At 63.7% G+C, this 17,891-nt stretch carries 16 protein-coding genes and 1 pseudogene; 9 read left to right on the top strand and 8 right to left on the bottom strand.

The features are described from left to right. Positions 1–289: 289 nt before the first annotated feature. Together FA94_RS11810 and FA94_RS11805 are read right to left on the bottom strand one after the other, a co-directional pair. On the bottom strand, positions 290–859 hold the full coding sequence (locus FA94_RS11810) for a hypothetical protein (protein WP_156126613.1): 570 nt from the start codon (positions 857–859) through the stop codon (positions 290–292). After that, positions 849–1,337, bottom strand: a complete 489-nt coding sequence (locus FA94_RS11805) for a hypothetical protein (protein ID WP_156126612.1) — start codon at positions 1,335–1,337, stop codon at positions 849–851. The genes FA94_RS11810 and FA94_RS11805 overlap by 11 nt, the downstream gene beginning before the upstream one ends. Before the next feature lie 290 nt (positions 1,338–1,627). On the opposite strand from FA94_RS11805, the pseudogene FA94_RS39405 reads away from it, so the two are divergent. After that, positions 1,628–1,738: pseudogene (locus FA94_RS39405) on the top strand (SAM-dependent methyltransferase); the annotation flags it as partial. Positions 1,739–1,798: 60 nt separating this feature from the next. Here FA94_RS39405 and FA94_RS11800 read toward each other — a convergent pair. Both FA94_RS11800 and FA94_RS11795 read right to left on the bottom strand, forming a co-directional pair. Then, positions 1,799–2,245: a type II 3-dehydroquinate dehydratase gene (locus tag FA94_RS11800; RefSeq protein WP_035551139.1), complete on the bottom strand. Its 447-nt coding sequence runs from the start codon at positions 2,243–2,245 to the stop codon at positions 1,799–1,801. A 4-nt stretch (positions 2,246–2,249) separates the two neighbouring features. Continuing rightward, positions 2,250–3,533 (bottom strand): MFS transporter, encoded by a 1,284-nt coding sequence (locus FA94_RS11795; RefSeq protein ID WP_035561909.1) that lies wholly within the window; start codon positions 3,531–3,533, stop codon positions 2,250–2,252. A gap of 188 nt (positions 3,534–3,721) precedes the next feature. Between FA94_RS11795 and FA94_RS11790 the strand changes: the two genes are divergently transcribed. After that, positions 3,722–4,507: an IclR family transcriptional regulator gene (locus FA94_RS11790; protein ID WP_035551136.1), complete on the top strand. Its 786-nt coding sequence runs from the start codon at positions 3,722–3,724 to the stop codon at positions 4,505–4,507. 69 nt (positions 4,508–4,576) lie between these two features. On the opposite strand, the gene FA94_RS11785 is transcribed toward FA94_RS11790, so the two are convergent. Together FA94_RS11785 and FA94_RS11780 are read right to left on the bottom strand one after the other, a co-directional pair. Further along, positions 4,577–6,025 carry an N-acyl-D-amino-acid deacylase family protein gene (locus FA94_RS11785; protein WP_051980537.1) on the bottom strand — a complete coding sequence of 483 codons (1,449 nt, stop codon included), beginning with the start codon at positions 6,023–6,025 and terminating at the stop codon, positions 4,577–4,579. A gap of 51 nt (positions 6,026–6,076) precedes the next feature. Beyond that, on the bottom strand, positions 6,077–7,375 hold the full coding sequence (locus tag FA94_RS11780; protein ID WP_051980536.1) for a D-amino acid dehydrogenase: 1,299 nt from the start codon (positions 7,373–7,375) through the stop codon (positions 6,077–6,079). 411 nt (positions 7,376–7,786) lie between these two features. Here FA94_RS11780 and FA94_RS11775 point away from each other — a divergent pair, with 411 nt between their 5' ends. Beyond that, positions 7,787–9,010: an MFS transporter gene (locus FA94_RS11775; protein ID WP_035561900.1), complete on the top strand. Its 1,224-nt coding sequence runs from the start codon at positions 7,787–7,789 to the stop codon at positions 9,008–9,010. Positions 9,011–9,155: 145 nt separating this feature from the next. Continuing rightward, entirely contained in the window at positions 9,156–10,109 is a 954-nt protein-coding gene (locus FA94_RS11770; RefSeq protein WP_081935877.1) for a LysR family transcriptional regulator, read from the top strand. 99 nt (positions 10,110–10,208) lie between these two features. On the opposite strand, the gene FA94_RS11765 is transcribed toward FA94_RS11770, so the two are convergent. Further along, positions 10,209–11,204, bottom strand: coding sequence for an LLM class flavin-dependent oxidoreductase (locus tag FA94_RS11765; protein ID WP_035551132.1), 996 nt, complete (start codon positions 11,202–11,204; stop codon positions 10,209–10,211). 306 nt (positions 11,205–11,510) lie between these two features. On the opposite strand from FA94_RS11765, the gene FA94_RS11760 reads away from it, so the two are divergent. From FA94_RS11760 to FA94_RS11740, 5 genes are all read left to right on the top strand, one after another. After that, entirely contained in the window at positions 11,511–12,590 is a 1,080-nt protein-coding gene (locus tag FA94_RS11760; protein ID WP_035551129.1) for an LLM class flavin-dependent oxidoreductase, read from the top strand. An 11-nt stretch (positions 12,591–12,601) separates the two neighbouring features. Continuing rightward, positions 12,602–13,438 carry a class II aldolase/adducin family protein gene (locus FA94_RS11755; protein WP_231584938.1) on the top strand — a complete coding sequence of 279 codons (837 nt, stop codon included), beginning with the start codon at positions 12,602–12,604 and terminating at the stop codon, positions 13,436–13,438. Between the two features lie 115 nt (positions 13,439–13,553). Next, positions 13,554–14,615 (top strand): ABC transporter substrate-binding protein, encoded by a 1,062-nt coding sequence (locus FA94_RS11750; protein ID WP_035551126.1) that lies wholly within the window; start codon positions 13,554–13,556, stop codon positions 14,613–14,615. Positions 14,616–14,649: 34 nt separating this feature from the next. After that, positions 14,650–15,258 (top strand): cysteine dioxygenase family protein, encoded by a 609-nt coding sequence (locus FA94_RS11745; protein ID WP_035551123.1) that lies wholly within the window; start codon positions 14,650–14,652, stop codon positions 15,256–15,258. Beyond that, a complete protein-coding gene (locus FA94_RS11740) occupies positions 15,255–16,856 on the top strand; it encodes a rhodanese-related sulfurtransferase (RefSeq protein WP_035551117.1) in 1,602 nt (533 codons plus the stop codon). Before FA94_RS11745 ends, FA94_RS11740 begins: the two co-directional genes overlap by 4 nt. 27 nt (positions 16,857–16,883) lie before the next feature. Here the strand turns inward: FA94_RS11740 and FA94_RS11735 are convergent, their stop codons facing one another. Next, positions 16,884–17,795 (bottom strand): LysR family transcriptional regulator, encoded by a 912-nt coding sequence (locus tag FA94_RS11735; protein ID WP_035551115.1) that lies wholly within the window; start codon positions 17,793–17,795, stop codon positions 16,884–16,886. Positions 17,796–17,891: the final 96 nt, after the last annotated feature.

Genomic DNA, 17,891 nt, shown 5'->3' with positions numbered 1-17,891 from the left:
CACATTGCTCGCGGTGTGCAGCGAAGCGCATGGACACGCTCTCGTACTACTTCTTGCCGGAAGCGTTCCTGGATCGAGCCAGGCGCCGCTCCTCAACGTCGGCCCGATCCATTCTGGAAGCAAACCGCGAGGAGCTGATGCAGTTGACCCGAAAAAAGAAGGGCTGAATAAACTTGAAAACGGGCCATCCAGACCGTTGGCAATTTGCCGCGTGGGCTGACCTCTGGTCTGGCGAAGCCACCCCTTGCACCGGTCCTTTCTTCTGATCAGACTCGCCCCCTATTTGAGCCTAAGCCAGAGCGACGGCATCGACCGCTTCCTCTTTCACCGGGGGAGTGTGGGTCCGCCGGATTTGCTCGATCATCCGGGTTAACACATCGAAGACCGTTTCAGGCGCGACCTGCGTTGGGATTGACTTGCATGGATTCTGATGTGCGATCCAGTCACGATATTGCTTGATCTGTTTGACCTGCTCGATGAGATCAGCGTCAACTTCGCCTTTGAACAGGTTGAGGATCTCGCCAAACCGCCAGTACTCCACTTCAGTTTCAAACTTTTCCGCCAGCCTGTTGGCATATTGCTGCGGATACCCTGTGGCCAGCAGACGGTTCGCCGTTTGCAGATGCTCGATGACGAACCGTTCGAACGTGGCAAACAGCGCCAGAATGGCAAGGTCGGCTGCCTGCTTTGCTGCGTCTTCAAGGGCGATGTTTGCGTCCTCCGGCGTTGCCCCGGTGAACTGGGTGCGTCGGATGAGTTCCTCGTGCTGGTTTTGAATCGTGCGCGTGACAACCCTGAAGCAATCGTTCGCCACAGCAAATGCCTTGTAGACCGGATCCAGCGGATTATCAAAATTCATAGTCGGAGACGTCCGTGAGCAGGTCGAGAAACAGACTTTCATCAACGCGCTTTGGCCGGCGGACTATGGCCTCGATCCAGTACCAGCCATCCCGATCGATTCCGGAACGCATGGGTATCGACGACGGGATTCTGCCTTTTCCACTGGCGACGGTTTGCGTCGAAAACGCGGGACTTTTTCCAACATAGAAAAGGAATGCATGTCTCGCCACGCGGCCGATGAGGTCCACTCTCCCGTGCGCGCCGACGATCTTTGATCCGACAGGCATGATCCTGGCGAGTGACGCTCCGTCTTTTTTGATGTAAAGGCTCGGGGCATCGTATCGCGCCATCAGCTCTTCATTGAGCGTTACAGCACCGCGTTCCACGGTTAGACCCTGTTCTCCGCACCAGGCAGTCACTTGCTCCAGAAAGGTCGCGATGCGCTGCACATACTCGACGGCAGAAAAGCCTGCGTCTTCGGTTTTCGGTTCAGCCACTATCTGTCCTCGTATTCTCACCATGCGCCCACTGCGGCCCGCCAACGCCAGCTCGCACAGTCGATATTTTTGCCCGTATCAGTGAGATATGAACGGATGTTCCCGTGCTCATATCCGGGGCGTCAGCCTACCATCGAATCCGTCGCGAAATCCTCGAAAATTGCGTGTTAACGGGGTATAGCCGACGTCGTCGGCCATCGCGTGAAATTGCGAGCATATTGGGAAGATTATCGTGAGGCATCCTGAGGGAAGACCGTTTGCGCAGAGGCTGTAGCTGACCAAAAAAGATCCTCTCCGCCGCAGGCGGTCAGCAAGCACCGATTCTCGCGGCGGCCGGCGCCGACGCCACGGTGTTCGACGCGTCAGCGAAGCAACTCGAGCAGGACGAAATGGTCGCGCGTCCCGTTTGGCACAAATGCTTGAGGCAGTTCCCCGCGTGCTTCAAAAATTGAGGAACCCGCTCATGTCGGGTTGCCCCACAGATCGTCAATCGCGCGGATCGCCAGCAAATATCCGTTCGCTCCTGCGCCGCAGATCACCGCCGTGGCCGCCACCGAGATCGTCGAGTGACGATACTCTTCCGAACGCTTGTGGATGTTGGTGATATGCAATTCCACCACCGGCCGTTGGATGAGCTTGACCGCGTCGAGCACCGGAATCCGACCGAACGAAAAGCCGGCTGGATTGATGATCAGCGCGGCGTCCTGCAGGAACGCTTCCTGGATCCAGTCGATCAGCGCGCTTTCGCTGTTGGTCTGACGGAAGACGCAGTCGAACTCGAGCGCGCCGGCGAGTGCCAGGCAGTTCTGTTCGATGTCCTTCAGCGTGGTGCTGCCGTAAATGTGAGGCTCTCTTACGCCCAGCATGTTCAGGTTGGAGCCATTGAGGATGTAGAGTTTTCGGGTCATGGTTTCAATGTGTGGAGGAGCGTTCCAGGACGGTGCCTCGGGTTTCCCGGGATACCGCGATCATGAGCAAGGAGAGCAGATTCAGCGAGCCGCACACCGCCACGATGGCCCACGGGGAACCGTGAAAGGCATTGAGCAGCGCCACCGCGACAATCGGCATGGGGCCGCCGGTGAGCAGGTTGGCTCCCGAGTACGACAGGGCGGACCCCGTGTAGCGCGCCTCAGTGGGAAAAGACTCGGCGAACCACACCGGCTGGATCCCACTCTGGAACTGGGTGAAGCCGAGGAACGCGCCCATCACGGCCATTGTCGCGGCGATCGAGTTCTGGTTGAGAATCGGGAAATAGATCAGACAGCAGATCAGCGTGCAGAACGAGCCGATCATCAGCGCACGTTTGCGTCCGATCCGATCGCTCAGATAGCCGCCCGCCAGCGCGCCCACGATGGCGCAGACGTTGGCGATCATCAACAGCATGAAGCCGGTCTGCCTGGGCACGCCGAGGTGTTTGGTCAGATAGCTGAGCGAGAAAACCACGATCAGATAAAACAGCGCGGCCGGTCCGCAAAAGAACAGCGTCAGGCGAAGCGCGGTGCGCCAGTGGTACTTGAAGACGATCCCGAGCGGATTGGCGGAGCGTACGCGTGCGCCACTTTTATTGAGCGCCTCGAATGCCGGCGTCTCACTGACCTTCCTGCGGATGTAGATGCCCAGCAGCACCAGGACGAAGCTTGCGAGGAACGGGATTCGCCATCCCCAGGCATCGAAGTCGTCCGATGAAAGCAGGGTGGCGAGCGTGAAAAGTGCAAAGTTGGCGAGAATCTGGCTGAGCGGAGAACAAATGCCCAGCAGGCCCGAATACCATCCGCGCCGCGCCGCGGCCGCATGCTCCACGGCCATCAATTGGGCGCCGGTCGATTCCCCGCCGAGCGCGAAACCCTGCACGATCCGCAATAAGACCAGCAGCGTCGGCGCGAGGATGCCAACCTGGTGATAGGTGGGCAGCAAGCCCATCAGGAACGACGACGCGCCCATCACCGAGACGGTGATCAGCATCAGTTTGCGGCGTCCCCAACGGTCGCCGAGCATGCCGCAGATCACCGCGCCCAGCGGGCGGGCGGCGAGCCCGGCCCAGAAACTCGCCAGCGAAGCGAGCAGCGCGGCGGTCGGGTCGAGGGACGGGAAAAACAGCTTCGGAAAGATCGTGGCCGCGACCACGCCATACAGCGCGAAGTCGAACCATTCGAGCGCTGTACCGACGGTTGCGCCGGCCACCGCGCGACGCGCCATCAGGTGGGCCTGCGCGGACTGTTGTTCCGCAGCGAGGTCTGAGTCTGCAAAAAATGACATGTCGTCTCCTGAGTTCTCGGTATGGTGAAACGTTCGTTTCTGGCGACGAACAAGTGCTATTGTTTGCGCTGCAAAGAACGGGCGTTCCACACCGGAACTGCATTTCACATCGTAGTAAATGGCGAGAAATGTCGCTCAAAAACGGCCTGAGAATTCTCGATTTGCTGGCGTCGCAAGGCGAAGGCGCAGGCCTCGTGGCCATTGCCGACGCCTTGTCTCTGCCGCGCAGCACGTGCCACCGCGTGCTCACCGAGCTCGTTGAAGGCGGGTATGTCCGGCAACTGGTCGAGCACAGCCGCTACATCCTGACCATGCGCATGACCTCGAACGGGCTCGAATTCCTGAGCCTGACGGGCATCGCCGATATCGCCCAGCCCATCATTGAACGCGTGGCCGCACAGACCGGTGAACTGGCACGGCTGTCGCTGGCGGACGGCGAGGCCATTATCTGGGTGGGTAAGGCGGACGGACAGCGTATCGGCTTTCGCTACGATCCGGACATGGGCCAGGCCGCCCGACTTTCATGCACGTCGACGGGACACGCATGGCTCATGACGATGACCGACGAACAGGCGATCGCACTCGTGTTGAAGCAGGGCTTCGGACAGCCGAACGAGTTCGGACCCAATGCGCCGACCACGATCAAAGCGCTGCTGGGTTTCCTGCACGCTGCGCGCGTGCGCGGTTACGCGATGATCGACGAGGTGTTTGCTCCGCGCATGTCCGCGGTGGCGACGCCCGTGGTGAGCGGTTCGCGCTGCGTCGGCGTGATCAGTTTGGCCGGTCCGCGGATGCGCCTGACCGCCGAGAAGATTCACGAGTACTCGGTGCTGCTGCGCGAGGCGGCGAACGAGCTTGCCCAGTTGAGCAACATGGCGGGATTCCCGGGTCGGCCGCCACTCGGCAAGGGATGAGGCGGCGCCCGACTAACGCTCTACGTGCGGTGAAAGTGTTCTGCCAACGCCGATGACACGCTCGTCGATCTACCGACTCACCCGGCGAATCACCTCGCCCGCATGAACATTCACCGGCATCCCATCGCGACACGCAAACTGGCCGTTCACGAGCACCGCGTCGATGCCGCTGCTCACCCGCGTCGGGTGCTCGAAGGTGGCATGGTCGGCAATGCGCTGTTCGTCGAACACGACGAGATCGGCGCAGTAGCCCAGCGCGATTGCCCCGCGACCTGCCAGGCCGAAGCGTCGCGCGCTCAGCGCGGTCATCTTGTGGATCGCGGTTTCGAGCGTGAACAGGCGGCGCTCGCGCGTGTAGTGGCCGAGCACGCGTGGGAAAGTGCCCCACAGGCGCGGATGCGGCTGCGCGTCGTGCGCGAGGCCATCCGATCCGATCATGCTCATAGGGTGCGCGAGGATGCGCGACACGTCGTCCTCGCTCATCGCGAAGTAGATGGCGCCGGCCGGGGTCAACGAGGCCGCCAGCGTTTCCGGATCGACGTTGCGGGCTTTCGCGAGCGCGAACAGCGAGTGGCCCGCAGCAGTCGGGTCCGCTTTCGACCAGGTGACCAGCACTTCATCGGACTGTTTGACGCGTGCCGGCAACAGCATCGTCGACGACGCGTTGTACGGGTAGCAGTCGAAGCAGACGGACTGATGCGCGGACGCCGCGTCGAGCATCGCGAGCGTCTCGGTGGAATGGCCATGATTATTGCGGCCGATGATCTTGTGATGCGACACGACCATATCGATCGCGAGGGCGCGGCCGATATGCAGCGCTTCGCGCAGCGCGTCGTCGATGGCATCGCTTTCGTCGCGCAGATGCATGGTCAGCACGCCGTTCGCGGCGCTCAGCGGCCGGCCGATATCAATCACTTCCTGTGCGCTCGCCGCGCGAGCGGGCGGATAGTAGAGCCCGGTCGACATGCCGATCGCACCCGCCTCCAGCGCCTCGTCCAGGTCGCGCGACATGCGGGCGATCTCGTCGTGCGTCGCGCTCCGGTCGAGGTTCGCCATGTGCCGCGCGCGCAGCGTCGTGTGGCCGACGAGGCAGGCCGCGTTGAGGGCGGGCCGTGCATCGTCGAGGGCATCGAGGTAATCGGCGAAGCGCGAGAAACGCCAGACCTCGTCGTCACCGAGCAGACTGAGCGGCGCGGGCGGATCGCGCATTACGAGCGGCGCGAGACTGATGCCGCAATTCCCCGTGATGACCGTCGTCACGCCTTGCGACAGCTTGGGATGCGGACCGTCGACCGGCTCCAGCAGCAGTTGATCGTCGTGCGTATGCACGTCGATGAAGCCGGGCGCGACGATCCGCTCGCGGGCATCGAAACGCTGCGCTGCGGGCACCCCGCGCAGGTCGCCGAGCATGGTGATACGTCCGCCTTCCACGCCGACATCGCACGCCTTGCGCGGCGCACCCGTACCGTCGATTACCGTGCCGTTTTCAATGATCAGATCCAGCATTTTTTCGGTCATCCTTTGTGTCTCGATGGGCTTGATGAGGGTGCGACGCGAAGCTTCGCGCCATTATGACGGCGACGAATGCGCCACTGTCGCCAGCTCGCGCACGGCGTCGCGGTTCGTGAGCTGATACGGACGCAGATCGAGCTTGCCCGCACGGCCGCGGATCGCGTCGGTAACCAGCGCGGCGCTGGCGCCGGCCAGCGTGAAGCCGAGCGAACCCTGGCCGGTGTTGAGCCAGAGGTTGGCGAGCGGCGTGGCGCCGAGTAGCGGTTTGCTGTCGGGGGTCGCCGGACGGAAACCCGTCCATGCGCGCACCGACGAGAAATCGCCGCCGTTCGGCATGGTGGCCTGTGCCTGCGAAGTCAGCAGACGAATCCGCGCCTCATCTTCATGCGAACCCGCCGGCGTCATATCGACCATGCCGGCGACGCGCAAATGCTGCCCCAGTCTCGCGTACACCACCTTGTGATGCAGATCGGTGACGCTGACCTGCGGCGCAACGTGATGCTCGCCGACCGGCATCGTCAGGCTGTAGCCCTTGAGCGGATAGATGGGCAGGTGGATGCCGAGCGGCCTGACGAGCGTGGCGCTGTCGTTGCCCAGCGCGACCACGTAAGCGTCGGCGGTAATCTCGCCTTGCGAGGTGTGCGCCGCGACAATCTCGTTGCCTTCGCGCCGCAAGCCGCGCACGGAAGTCCCGCAGAGGAACTGCACGCCGTATTTCTCGACGGCCACGCGGGCCAACTCGCGCGTGAACAGATAGCAGTCGCCGGTTTCTTCGGACGCCGTGTAAATGCCGCCGGCGAGTTTGTGCCGCAGCGAATCCAGCGCCGGCTCGGTATCGATGCACGACGCGGCGTCGAGCGCGGTCTGTTGTGCGCCAAAGCGCGCCTGGAACTCCATCTGCCGACGCGCGCCGTCGAAGTCATGGCGATTACGGTAGACCACCAGCTTGCCGCTCGGGCGGAAGGCGAACTCCAGGTGTTCCGTCTGCATCAGGTCGTGCATGACGTCGCGGCTATACGCGCCGAGCTGCAGCAGTTCGATGGTCGTGCGTCGGCTGCGTGCCGTCGTGCAATTGAACAGGAACGCCGCGCACCAGCCCCATTGCGCGAGACTCAGACGCGGCTGGAAACGTAACGGCGCGGTCCGGCTCAGCAGCCATTGCGACAGGTTGCCCGGCACCGACGGTCCGGCAAGCGGTGCGACGTAGCTGTAGCTGAGCTGGCCGCCGTTCGCGAAGCTCGTTTCCATACCGGGTTGCGGATGCTGTTCGATGACGGTGACGCGCCATCCTTCGCGCGCCAGATAGTAGGCGGTAGTGACGCCGACGACACCACCACCGAGAACACAGACATGCATGACAGGTTGGCCCGAAAAGTAATTGCGGAGAGGGCGCCGGGGACGGCGGACACGTGTTGCGCACGGCACCTCGTCAGTATGGGAACGCCGCCTTACGGTCGCAATTGAGAAAACGAGCCCCGGTATAACCTGGAGTTAACACGCGTCGGCCCGAGCTTGCGAGATCGTGAGCGTGCGAAATTGGCGTCATTGAAGAGTTAACTGCAGGGTTAACTGCAGGGTTAACTGCAGGGTTAACGGCAGGTTATGCCCGGCAAAAAAAATGCATTAGACGGGCGAATTTGGGCGGGAAACAATCCGCCTCGTCGTCACCCCGATCAATGAAGCCCGATGTTGTTGTCGCCGCGATCGATTGGGACAGTGTGGTCGAAGGCCGGTGAATCGAACAACCAACGCGAGGCGGGACGCGATATGGACACAACGTTTTCAAGGAAGCAGAAGACGGCCGCTTTGACGAGCCTCTTCATTGCGTGGGCGGCCGGTTACGCGGATCGCATCCTGATCAGCACCGCCATCATTCCGATCCGGGCCGAGTTCAACCTCGACGCGCGGCAAGCCGGCATCGTGCTGAGCGCCTTTTACTTCAGCTATGCGATCACGCAGTTGATCGGCGGCTGGCTGTCCGACAAGATCGGTTCGCGGATCGTCGTGGTGGCTTGCGTGGCCTCCTGGTCGTTCTTCACGGGCGCGACCGGCGTGGCCTGGTCGTTTGCGTCGCTGGTCGCGATCCGTCTGCTGTTCGGCATTGGAGAGGGCGCGTTCTCGCCGGCGAGTTCGGTGACGATCGCCGAAGTGTTTCCACGCAAAGAACGGGCGCGCGCCAAGTCGCTGCTGATTTCGACGACCTTCCTCGGCAATGCGGTGGGCTCCGGGCTCATCGGCCTGACCGTGGCGCGCTTCGGCTGGCGTAGTTCGTTCACGATACTCGCGGTGATGGGTCTCGTCGTTGCGGCGATTCTCTGGGCCTCGTTGCGCGGCGGCATGAAAGGGCAGCGGGAGCGCAATGCCAATCGTCATCGCACGCTGTGGGGACCGCTGCTTCGCATGCCCGCGGCGTGGAAGATCGCGGCCATCTGGTTCTTTGCCAGCGTGCTCTATGTCGGGGTGACGTCGTGGATGCCGTCTTACCTGATGCATACGTATCACATCGATCTCGCGCACACCGGCATGGCTGTCGCCATTCCGAACCTGCTTGCGTTCATCGGCACCAACGCGGTGGGGTATCTGCTCGACCGGCGCGCAAAGGGACACGAGCGTGCGTTCATGATTGGCGGCGCGCTCGTGAGTGCGCTCTCCATCGCGTTGATGATCAACACCACCAGCATGACGCTGCTGATGGTTTATCTCACCGTCTGTCTGCTTGCGTTCAACTTCGTCTATGCCTCGGTCTTCGCGATGCCGCTGCGCTACTTCCCGGAACATCTGATCGGCAGCGCGACCGGCTTGATGAATTTCGGCGGCCAGATGGGCGCCACGCTCGCACCGATCGCGATGGGCGCGCTGATCAATGCGTCCGGCGGCGCGTATATCTCGGCGTTCTGGCTGCTGATCGGCTCCGCAGTCGGCGGTGTGCTGGTCGCGGCTACGTGGAAACCCATCGAACCGCGCATGGGCGAAAGCGTGCAGCCGTCGTGAGGGAGACCGGCAGTGCGGCGCCCGTGCGGCCAGGCATCGCGGTTATGTGGTGCGTGACGCTTGAGCTAAACTGGCTTGGGCATCCGTTGCTGAACAACAAAGCGGCTTCGCGGCGGTGACTTCCGGATGCCGCGCGAAGCCTGACATGCCGAAGCCTCTTCCTGTTTCGTCCACGACCATGCGTTTGCGCCACATCGAAGTCTTTCACGCTGTCATGCAGGCCGGCTCGCTGTCAGGCGCCGCCAGCCTCCTGAACATTTCGCAACCGGCGGCGAGCAAGATGCTCGCGCAGGCCGAGCACAGTCTCGGCGTGGCGCTTTTCAAGCGGCTGCCCAGCGGGCTGAAACCGACGCCTGAAGCGATGCTGCTGTTTCAGGAGACCAAGACGCTGCACGCGAGCCTGGATCGTGTCAGGCATCTCGCGCGCAATCTGGCCTCGCATCCCGGCGGCATGCTGCGCATCGGTTGTATTCCGAGTCTCGGTTTGAGTCTCGTGCCGCGGGCTGTCGCTGCTTTCACCCGGCTCTGCCCGGATGTCTCGATCGACATTCGCACCGAAAACCAGCAGACCTTGTCGGCGCTGCTGCTGACGCAGGAAATCGATATCGGTATCGCGTTCGAACCGGTGGCGATGGCCGGCATCGCGATCGAAGAACTCGGCCGGGCGCGAGCCGTTCTGTTCGGCGCCGTTAGCGACTGGCCCGCGAAGGCGCCGGTCCATCTGCGCGAGCTCGATTTGTCGAAGTGGATCAGCCTCGACTCCATGGACCCGCTCGGCTCGATCGTCAACGCGACGCTGGCCGGTTTCGACGAAAGCGGCCGCGCGCCGATGATCCAGGTCAAGACCTACTACCTGGCGCGCGCGCTGGTGGAGAGCGGCATCGGCTTTACGATCATCGACGAATACACGGCGCAGTCGGCAGCCGACACGTTTGCCGTCAGGCAACTCGAACCGGCGCTGTCAGTGGGCGTGTGCATGATGACGTCGATGAGCCATGCGGGCACGCAGGGACTCAAGGTGTTCGTTCAGCAACTCGAGAAGCAACTGGCAAAGATTCAGTCATTGCAGGCCAGTGAACTTCGCGCGCAGGCTACATGAGCGAAAGCTTGAGCTTGAGCCTGAGCCTGAGCCGCAACGCGAATGCAATAAAAAAGGGAGGCCACCTGGCCTCCCTTTTTACATCTCACGCCGCCGCGATTACTCGCCGGCCGCCAACTCGTCGCGTATTTGCGCGCCGATCTCGAACGAGCGCAACCGCGCCGTGTGATCGTAAATCTGCGCGGTGAGCATCAACTCGTCCGCGCCGGTCTGCGCGATCACCGACTTCAACCCTTCGCGCACCGCATCGCGATCGCCAATCACCGTGCACGCGAGCGAATGGGCGACGTTATTCAACTCCATCTCCGACGCCTGGAGCCGGTCGACCGGCGGCTGCAACTGCCCAGGCGTGCCGCGCCGCAAATTGATGAACTGCTGCTGCAGCGACGTGAACAGACGCTGCGCTTCGTCATTGCTGTCGGCGGCGAACAGATTCACGCCGACCATCGCATGCGGTTTATCAAGCGTAGCCGACGGCCGGAATTGCGCGCGATACATCTGCAGCGCGGTGAGCATGTAGTCGGGCGCGAAATGCGACGCGAACGCGAACGGCAAACCGAGCGATGCGGCCAACTGCGCACTGAAGAGCGACGAGCCGAGCAGCCACAGCGGCACATGCAGCCCCGCACCCGGCACTGCCTGAATGCGCTGCCCGGGCACCGCGTCGGCGAAATAACGCTGCAATTCGACGACGTCGTCGGGGAACGAATCGGCGCTGTTCTGCAGATCGCGGCGCAACGCGCGAGCGGTGCTCTGATCGGTGCCCGGTGCGCGGCCGAGACCGAGGTCGATACGGTCAGGGTAGAGCGACGCCAGCGTGCCGAACTGTTCCGCGATCACGAGCGGCGCATGGTTCGGCAGCATCACGCCACCGGAACCGACGCGGATCGTCTTCGTGCCGCCGGCCACATAGCCGATCACCACCGAGGTCGCCGCGCTGGCGATCCCGGTCATGTTGTGATGTTCCGCAAGCCAGAAGCGGCGGTAGTTCCATTTTTCCGCGTGCTGCGCGAGGTCGAGCGTGTTTCGGAAGGCATCGGCGGGCGTAGCGCCCGCGACGACCGGCGAGAGGTCGAGGACCGAGAAGGGGATCATTGTCTGTTGGTTTGCTGTTTCCGGCGCTTTCGCGCGATGGGGCATTCTCGCAAAGGTTCCGGTTTTCTGCTGACGGTGCGCGGATGCCCACGTTAGTGGAGGGGTGTTTGCGCCCGGCAGGCGGGGAGGGGACTCGAACCCCACCACCCGTTACATGCAAACCCGATATAGATATGGCCGATCAATATTTAACAAGCGCATGTCGCGCTGCTACCTTAAACCCCTCGAACCCTTTGACCCCACCCTCGCATCCGGCGCTTCGCGCCAGCGCCCCGCCGGGCAGACACCATTCCGGGAGACCTCCACGTGTCCATCGAATTCATCGGCATGATCCAGACCCGCAAGGTGTCTGAAACGCACGCAGCGCAAGGTCCCGTGATCGACCTCGCTTACGTCGAGCAATTTGCCCGCGCGCATGAAGACGCGGGTTTCGACCGGATCCTTGTGCCGCATCAGTCGACGAGTCCCGACGCGCTGCTGACCATCTCGCACGCGGCGAGCGTGACCCGCAACGTGCACTTCATGCTCGCGCACCGGCCGGGTTTCGTCGCGCCGACGCTGGCCGCGCGTCAACTGGCGACGCTCGACCACTATTCGCGCGGCCGCCTCGCGGTGCACATCATTTCCGGCGGCGACGATACCGAGCAGCGCCGCGACGGCGATTTTCTGTCGCACGACGAACGCTATGCGCGCACCGACGAATATCTGCAGATCCTGCGCCGCGTGTGGACCGAGACGAAACCCTTCGATCATCACGGCAAGTACTACCGCTTCGAACAGGGCTTCTCCGAAGTGAAGCCGCTGCAGCAACCGCATATTCCGGTGTATTTCGGCGGCGCGTCGGCGCCGGCGCTCGAAATCGCCGGCCGTCACGCGGATGTCTACGCGCTGTGGGGCGAATCGAAGGCGCAGGTTCGCGAGCAGGTGACCCGCGTACGCGCGGAAGCGGCGAAGCATGGCCGCACGGTGCGCTTCTCGGTGTCGTTCCGGCCGATTCTCGCGGCCACGGAAAGTGCGGCATGGGAGCGCGCCCAGCACATCCTCGAGGAAACGCGGCGGCTGCGCGCGGCGCAGGGGCTTGGGGTCGGCGGCCCGGCGCAGAGCGAAGGCGCGCGGCGTTTGCTCGCGGCATCGGGGGAATCGGACCGCGTCGACGAACGCTTGTGGACCGGTGTCGCGAAAGAGATCGGCGGACGCTCGAATTCAACCGCACTGGTCGGCACGCCGGAACAGGTGGCTGAGACGCTTGCCGAGTACTACGCGCTGGGCGTCACGACCTTCCTCGTGCGCGGTTTCGATCCGCTCGAAGACGCGATCGATTACGGCCGTGAGTTGATTCCCGCGACCCGTGAGCGCATTGCGCGTGTCGAACGCGTGGCGGCCTGAACGGAAACGTAATGACCGATCTTTCTCATGCCAGCGTCACCGTCACTGCAACCGGCATCGGCGGCACGCTCGAACGTCACGCGCCGCTACGCAAATTCTGGTTCGACGACGTCCCGCCACGCGACAGCATCGCGGCGGAACGTCGTCATCGCCAGGAACTGCTCGCCGTCGCGTTTCGTCTGTTTGCGCGCTATGGCTTCGATCAGGGTCTCGCCGGCCATATCACCGCGCGCGACCCGGAGTGGCCCGATCACTTCTGGGTCAATCCGTTCGGCAAGCATTTCAGCCGCATCCGCGTTTCCGATCTGCTGCTGGTGAATGCCGACGGTGAGATCGTGGTCGGCGAAGGTCCGCTCAATCAGGCCGCGTTCGCAATCCACGCGGCGATTCACGAAGCGCGTCCCGACGTGATCGCGGCGGCCCACACGCATTCGCTGTATGGCAAAGCGTGGTCGACGCTCGGCCGCACGCTCGATCCGCTCACCCAGGATTCGTGCGCGTTCTATCAGGATCACGCGCTGTTCGACGATTTCCGCGGCGTCGTGCTCGATACCGACGAAGGCGCGCGTATCGCGGCCGCGCTCGGCGAGCGCAAGGCGGTGATTCTGAAGAATCACGGCATTCTGACCGCGGGCCCGAGCGTGGAAGCCGCGGCGTGGTGGTACATCGGACTGGACAACGCGTGTCATGCGCAATTGCTGGCCGAAGCCGCCGGCACGCCGCAAGCCATCCCGCACGACATTGCCACGCTCACGCACGAACAGGTGGGCCGCCCCGGCGGCGCGTTGTTCGCTTTCGAGAGCCTGCTGGAAGGGCTGGTGGAAGCCGAGCCCGACGTCCTGACCTGAACGCCAACGCTAAACGTAGAGCGCCAAACGCCAAACGCCAAACGCCAAACGCCAAACGCCAAACGCCAAACGCCAAACGCCTAACGCCGCAAGCAACCCCACGGAACACCCCAACATGACTCAGCGTTTCGATACGCCGGTTTCACTCCGGCGTCGCCGGCTGGTGGCCGCGTTGCCGGCCGTCACCTGGCTTGGCGCAAGCGGTGGCCTGATGTCGTCCGCCGCCTCAGGCGCGACGTCCGCAACAACCCAGACCAGCGCCGACCCCACCGCGCAGCACCTCGATCTGAGCAAGGTGCGCCTGCGTGTCGCGACCTACAAAGGCGGCGACGCCACCTTGCTGAAAACCGCCGGCCTCGCCGATACGCCCTACACGATCGACTGGGCCGAATTCCAGTCGGGCAACGCGATGGTCGAAGCGATGAACGGCGGCTCGCTCGACATCGCGTCGGGCAGCGAAATCCCGCCGATCTTCGCGCGTCTGCAGAACGCCCAGGTCCGCGTGATCGCCGTCTACAAGGACGACGTGAACAACCAGGTCGTGCTGGTCCCGAAGGGCTCGACGATCCGTTCGATCGCCGATCTGAAGGGCAAGCGCGTCGGCTATCTGCGCGCGACCACCACCCATTACTACCTGTTGCGGATGCTCGAAGAAGCCGGGCTGTCGTTCAACGACATTCAGGCGACCTCGCTGGCGCCGCGCGACGGTTTCGCGGCCTTCAACGCCGGCTCGCTCGACGCCTGGGCGATCTACGGCTACAACGTGCCGCTGGCGATCTCGCGCTCGGGCGCGCGCGTGCTGAAGAACGCGAACGGTTACCTGTCGGGCAATTACCTGTATTACGGGCATCCCACGACACTCACCGAGCCACTGCAGCGGGCGGCGTCGGCGGACTTGCTGGTGCGGCTGCAACGCGCCTGCGCGTGGTTCAGCCAGCATCAGGACGCGTACGCGAAAGTGCTGTCCGCCGAACTGCGCGTGCCGGAAGAAGCGATCGTGTCGCTGTATCGCAACCAGAGCCAGCCGCGCCGCATTGCCGGCACCACGGCGGCGGATATCGCCAGCGAGCAGCAGGTGGCGGACACCTTCGCGCGCGCCGGGCTGATCGACCGTCATGTCGATGTCGCACCGCTGTGGACCGAGATCTTCAACGCCGCGCTCGCTCACGGTGCGTGAGCGGCTTAACCCCCACCTATCCTCCGATCATTCGATGACCCAAGCCCTGAGGCCGGACCGCCTGCGCGCGTTCGTCGGCCGGATCGCGTCGCTGGTCGACGCAGCGGCGCCCGAAGCGCACCTGCTCGACGCCGGCGCCGCCGCATTGCGCGAACTGATCGCCCACGACGACTGGCTGCCCGACGCCTTCGCGCAGTCCGATCCCGAGCGTTACCAGCAATTCCTGTTGCACGCGGACTCGCGGCAGCGCTTTTCAATCGTCAGTTTTGTGTGGGGGCCGGGGCAGGCAACCCCTGTTCACGATCACACCGTGTGGGGGCTGATCGGCGTGCTGCGTGGCGCGGAAATTGCACAGGCTTATCGCATCACGCCGGATGGCGCGCTGCAGGAGCAGGGCGCGGCCCAACGCCTCGATCGCGGGGACGTGGATGCGGTCTCGCCGGGCATCGGCGACGTTCATCGCGTGAGTAATGCTTATGGTGACCGTACGTCGATCAGCATTCACGTGTACGGTGCAAATATCGGCGCGGTGAGCCGTTCGGTTTATCCGGCCGGCGGCGGCCGCAAAGCGTTTATCTCCGGCTACTCGAACGACGTGTTACCGAATATCTGGAATGTCTCGAAGGAGTCTTCGATCTCATGAGTGTCGTTACAAACTTTCGTACCCGATCATTCGACGACGTGCGCCGCACACTGCTCGATCGCGAGGAAATCGCGCTCGTCGACGTGCGCGAGGAAGATCCGCACGCCCGCAGTCATCCGCTGTTTGCCGCTAATTTGCCGCTGTCGCGACTCGAACTCGATGCGCCGGTCCGCTTGCCGCGTCGCGCGGTGCCGATTGTCGTGTTCGATTCGGGTGAAGGACTCGCCGAACGCGCCGCGCTGCGTTTGAGCGAGTTGGGCTATACCGACGTCGCGTTGCTCGAAGGCGGCCTGCAAGGCTGGCACGCAGCCGGCGGCGAACTGTTCCAGGACGTCAACGCGCCGAGCAAGGCGTTCGGCGAACTGGTGGAGAGCGAGCGGCATACGCCGTCGCTGGCCGCGCCGCAGGTGCAGGCGCTGCTCGATCACGAAACCGACGTGGTGGTGCTCGACGCGCGCCGCTTCGACGAATATCAGACCATGAACATTCCCGGCAGCATCAGCGTGCCGGGCGCGGAACTCGTGCTGCGCGCGCGCCAGCTCGCGCCGGACCCGGCGACGCGGATCATCGTCAATTGCGCGGGGCGCACGCGCAGCATTATCGGCGCGCAGTCGCTGATCAACGCGGGCGTGCCGAATCCGGTCGCGGCGCTGCGCAACGGCACGATCGGCTGGACGCTCGCAGGGCAAGCGCTGGCGCATGGCAGCGCGCGCCGTTTCGAACCGATCGCCGACGACAAGCTGCGTCTGGCCGCCGCCGATGCCGCGCGCACGGTCGCGGATCGCGCGAAAGTGGGCCGCACGTCGCGCGACGAAGCGCGGCGCTGGGCCGGTGAAGCGGTGCGTACCGTGTATCGCTTCGACGTCCGCACGCCGGAAGAATACGAAGCGGGCCACGTGCCCGGTTTTCGTAGTGCGCCAGGCGGGCAACTGGTGCAGGAAACCGACATGTTCGCGCCGGTGCGCGGCGCGCGCGTGATTCTCGCGGACAACGACGGCGTGCGCGCCAATATGACGGCGTCCTGGCTCGCGCAGATGAACGTCGAGGTGTACGTGGTGGACGGCCTGACGGCTGCGGACCTCGGCGAGAAAGGCGCGGCACCGGCGGCACGCGATGCGCCGGCACCGCCGGCTGCCGATGAAATCACGCCGGCTGGCCTGGTCACGCTGCTGCAAACGCCGGGCACGGTCGTGCTGGATTTCACGACCAGCGCGAATTATGTGAAGCGACATATCCCGGGCGCGTGGTTCGTGATCCGCTCGCAACTCGCCGACGCGTTGCACAAGTTGCCGGCCGCTCAGCGATATGTGGTGACGTGCGGCAGCAGTGCGCTTGCGCGTTTTGCCGCGCCCGAGCTGGCGGCGTTGACGGGCAAACCGGTGCAGGTGCTGAGCGGCGGGACGGCGGCGTGGATCGAAGCGGGCTTGCCGCTGGAAAGCGGGGAGGCGCGGCTCGCGTCGCCGCGTATCGATCGTTACCGGCGTCCGTATGAAGGCACCGACAACGCGCGGGAAGCGATGAATGCGTATCTGGAGTGGGAGTACGGTCTCGTCGCGCAGCTTGGGCGCGATGGGACGCATGGGTTCCGGGTGATTTGAGTAGTAGGGCGCTCCTGGTCGGGGCGCTCAGGCCGCGCGTTGCCCTCGATTCTCCTTGAACTGCCGTTCAATCGCCGCGCCGAAGCGCTCCACCGGTTGCTGCAATTTGCCGAGCACGCGCGGATGCACGAGCCAGATATCGATCAGCGGCTTGAAGTCGCTGATCGATACGACATCGAGCTTATCGGCGTAAGCACTGGCCTGAAGTAGCGGCAACGGAACAAGACCGAGTCCATTGCCATCCGCGACCAGTTGCAATTGCAACTCGGTGCCGAGCGTTTCCAGATTCATTTTCAACGCCAGCCCCAAACCCGTCAGCGCGCGTTGCAGGCCGTCGCGGAAACCGCAGCCGTCCGGATTCAACACCCAGCCAATCGACTGGCATTCCGCCAGCGTATGCGCGCGCTTTTTCAGCAGGCCTTTTTGCGCGACCGCCGCGAGTTTGATGCGGCCGAGCGAGCGCGCCGTGAGGGTGTCGTCGAAGGTCTTGTTGGCCGGCAACAGGATCGCGGCGGCGTCGAGTTCGCCTTGTTCCAGCCGTTGCAGCAGCTGGCTGCCCCAGCCGGTCGACGCGCGCGGCTGCAACTCGGGGTAGGCCGCTTTCAAACCGCGCATCGCTTCGCTGAGCGCGATATCCGCGATGGTCTGCGCGACGCCTAACCGCAGCGTGCCGACCGGCGGCGTGTCGCTGGCGACGATCTCGCGCAGCACGTCGAGTTCGCGCTGGATCACGCGGCATTGTTCGTAGACCACCCGGCCCGCGGCGGTCGCTTTCAAGGGCCGCGTGTTGCGGTCGAGCAGTTCGACGCCGAGCGCCTCTTCGAAATTCTGCAGACGGCGCGTAATGGCCGGTTGCGTGAGGCCGAGCGCGAGCGCCGCCTGTTGCAGCGACTGACAGCGAATCACAGTGACATAGGCGTCGATTTCGTCGATCTTCATGATGAGTTGAGCGAGGGTGATGGCGCGTGAAACGCGCGTGATCGGTGGCGTCGATGATACCCGCGGCGTCTCGCATCCACGCTCCGGTGCCGAAGA

Source organism: Burkholderia sp. 9120, from assembly GCF_000745015.1.
Classification (GTDB): Bacteria; Pseudomonadota; Gammaproteobacteria; order Burkholderiales; family Burkholderiaceae; genus Paraburkholderia.
Note: the sequence above shows the minus strand (reverse complement) of the source record. Positions and strands in the feature narration are given on the sequence as shown.

Excerpts from the sequence above, each read along its gene's own strand:
- FA94_RS11810 (WP_156126613.1), bottom strand. The coding sequence starts at position 859 with ATGAATTTTGATAATCCGCTGGATCCGGTCTACAAGGCATTTGCTGTG.
- FA94_RS11800 (WP_035551139.1), bottom strand. The coding sequence starts at position 2,245 with ATGACCCGAAAACTCTACATCCTCAATGGCTCCAACCTGAACATGCTG.
- FA94_RS11795 (WP_035561909.1), bottom strand. The coding sequence starts at position 3,533 with ATGGCGCGTCGCGCGGTGGCCGGCGCAACCGTCGGTACAGCGCTCGAA.
- FA94_RS11790 (WP_035551136.1), top strand. The coding sequence starts at position 3,722 with ATGTCGCTCAAAAACGGCCTGAGAATTCTCGATTTGCTGGCGTCGCAA.
- FA94_RS11785 (WP_051980537.1), bottom strand. The coding sequence starts at position 6,025 with ATGACCGAAAAAATGCTGGATCTGATCATTGAAAACGGCACGGTAATC.
- FA94_RS11780 (WP_051980536.1), bottom strand. The coding sequence starts at position 7,375 with ATGCATGTCTGTGTTCTCGGTGGTGGTGTCGTCGGCGTCACTACCGCC.
- FA94_RS11775 (WP_035561900.1), top strand. The coding sequence starts at position 7,787 with ATGGACACAACGTTTTCAAGGAAGCAGAAGACGGCCGCTTTGACGAGC.
- FA94_RS11770 (WP_081935877.1), top strand. The coding sequence starts at position 9,156 with ATGCCGAAGCCTCTTCCTGTTTCGTCCACGACCATGCGTTTGCGCCAC.
- FA94_RS11765 (WP_035551132.1), bottom strand. The coding sequence starts at position 11,204 with ATGATCCCCTTCTCGGTCCTCGACCTCTCGCCGGTCGTCGCGGGCGCT.
- FA94_RS11755 (WP_231584938.1), top strand. The coding sequence starts at position 12,602 with ATGACCGATCTTTCTCATGCCAGCGTCACCGTCACTGCAACCGGCATC.
- FA94_RS11750 (WP_035551126.1), top strand. The coding sequence starts at position 13,554 with ATGACTCAGCGTTTCGATACGCCGGTTTCACTCCGGCGTCGCCGGCTG.
- FA94_RS11745 (WP_035551123.1), top strand. The coding sequence starts at position 14,650 with ATGACCCAAGCCCTGAGGCCGGACCGCCTGCGCGCGTTCGTCGGCCGG.
- FA94_RS11740 (WP_035551117.1), top strand. The coding sequence starts at position 15,255 with ATGAGTGTCGTTACAAACTTTCGTACCCGATCATTCGACGACGTGCGC.
- FA94_RS11735 (WP_035551115.1), bottom strand. The coding sequence starts at position 17,795 with ATGAAGATCGACGAAATCGACGCCTATGTCACTGTGATTCGCTGTCAG.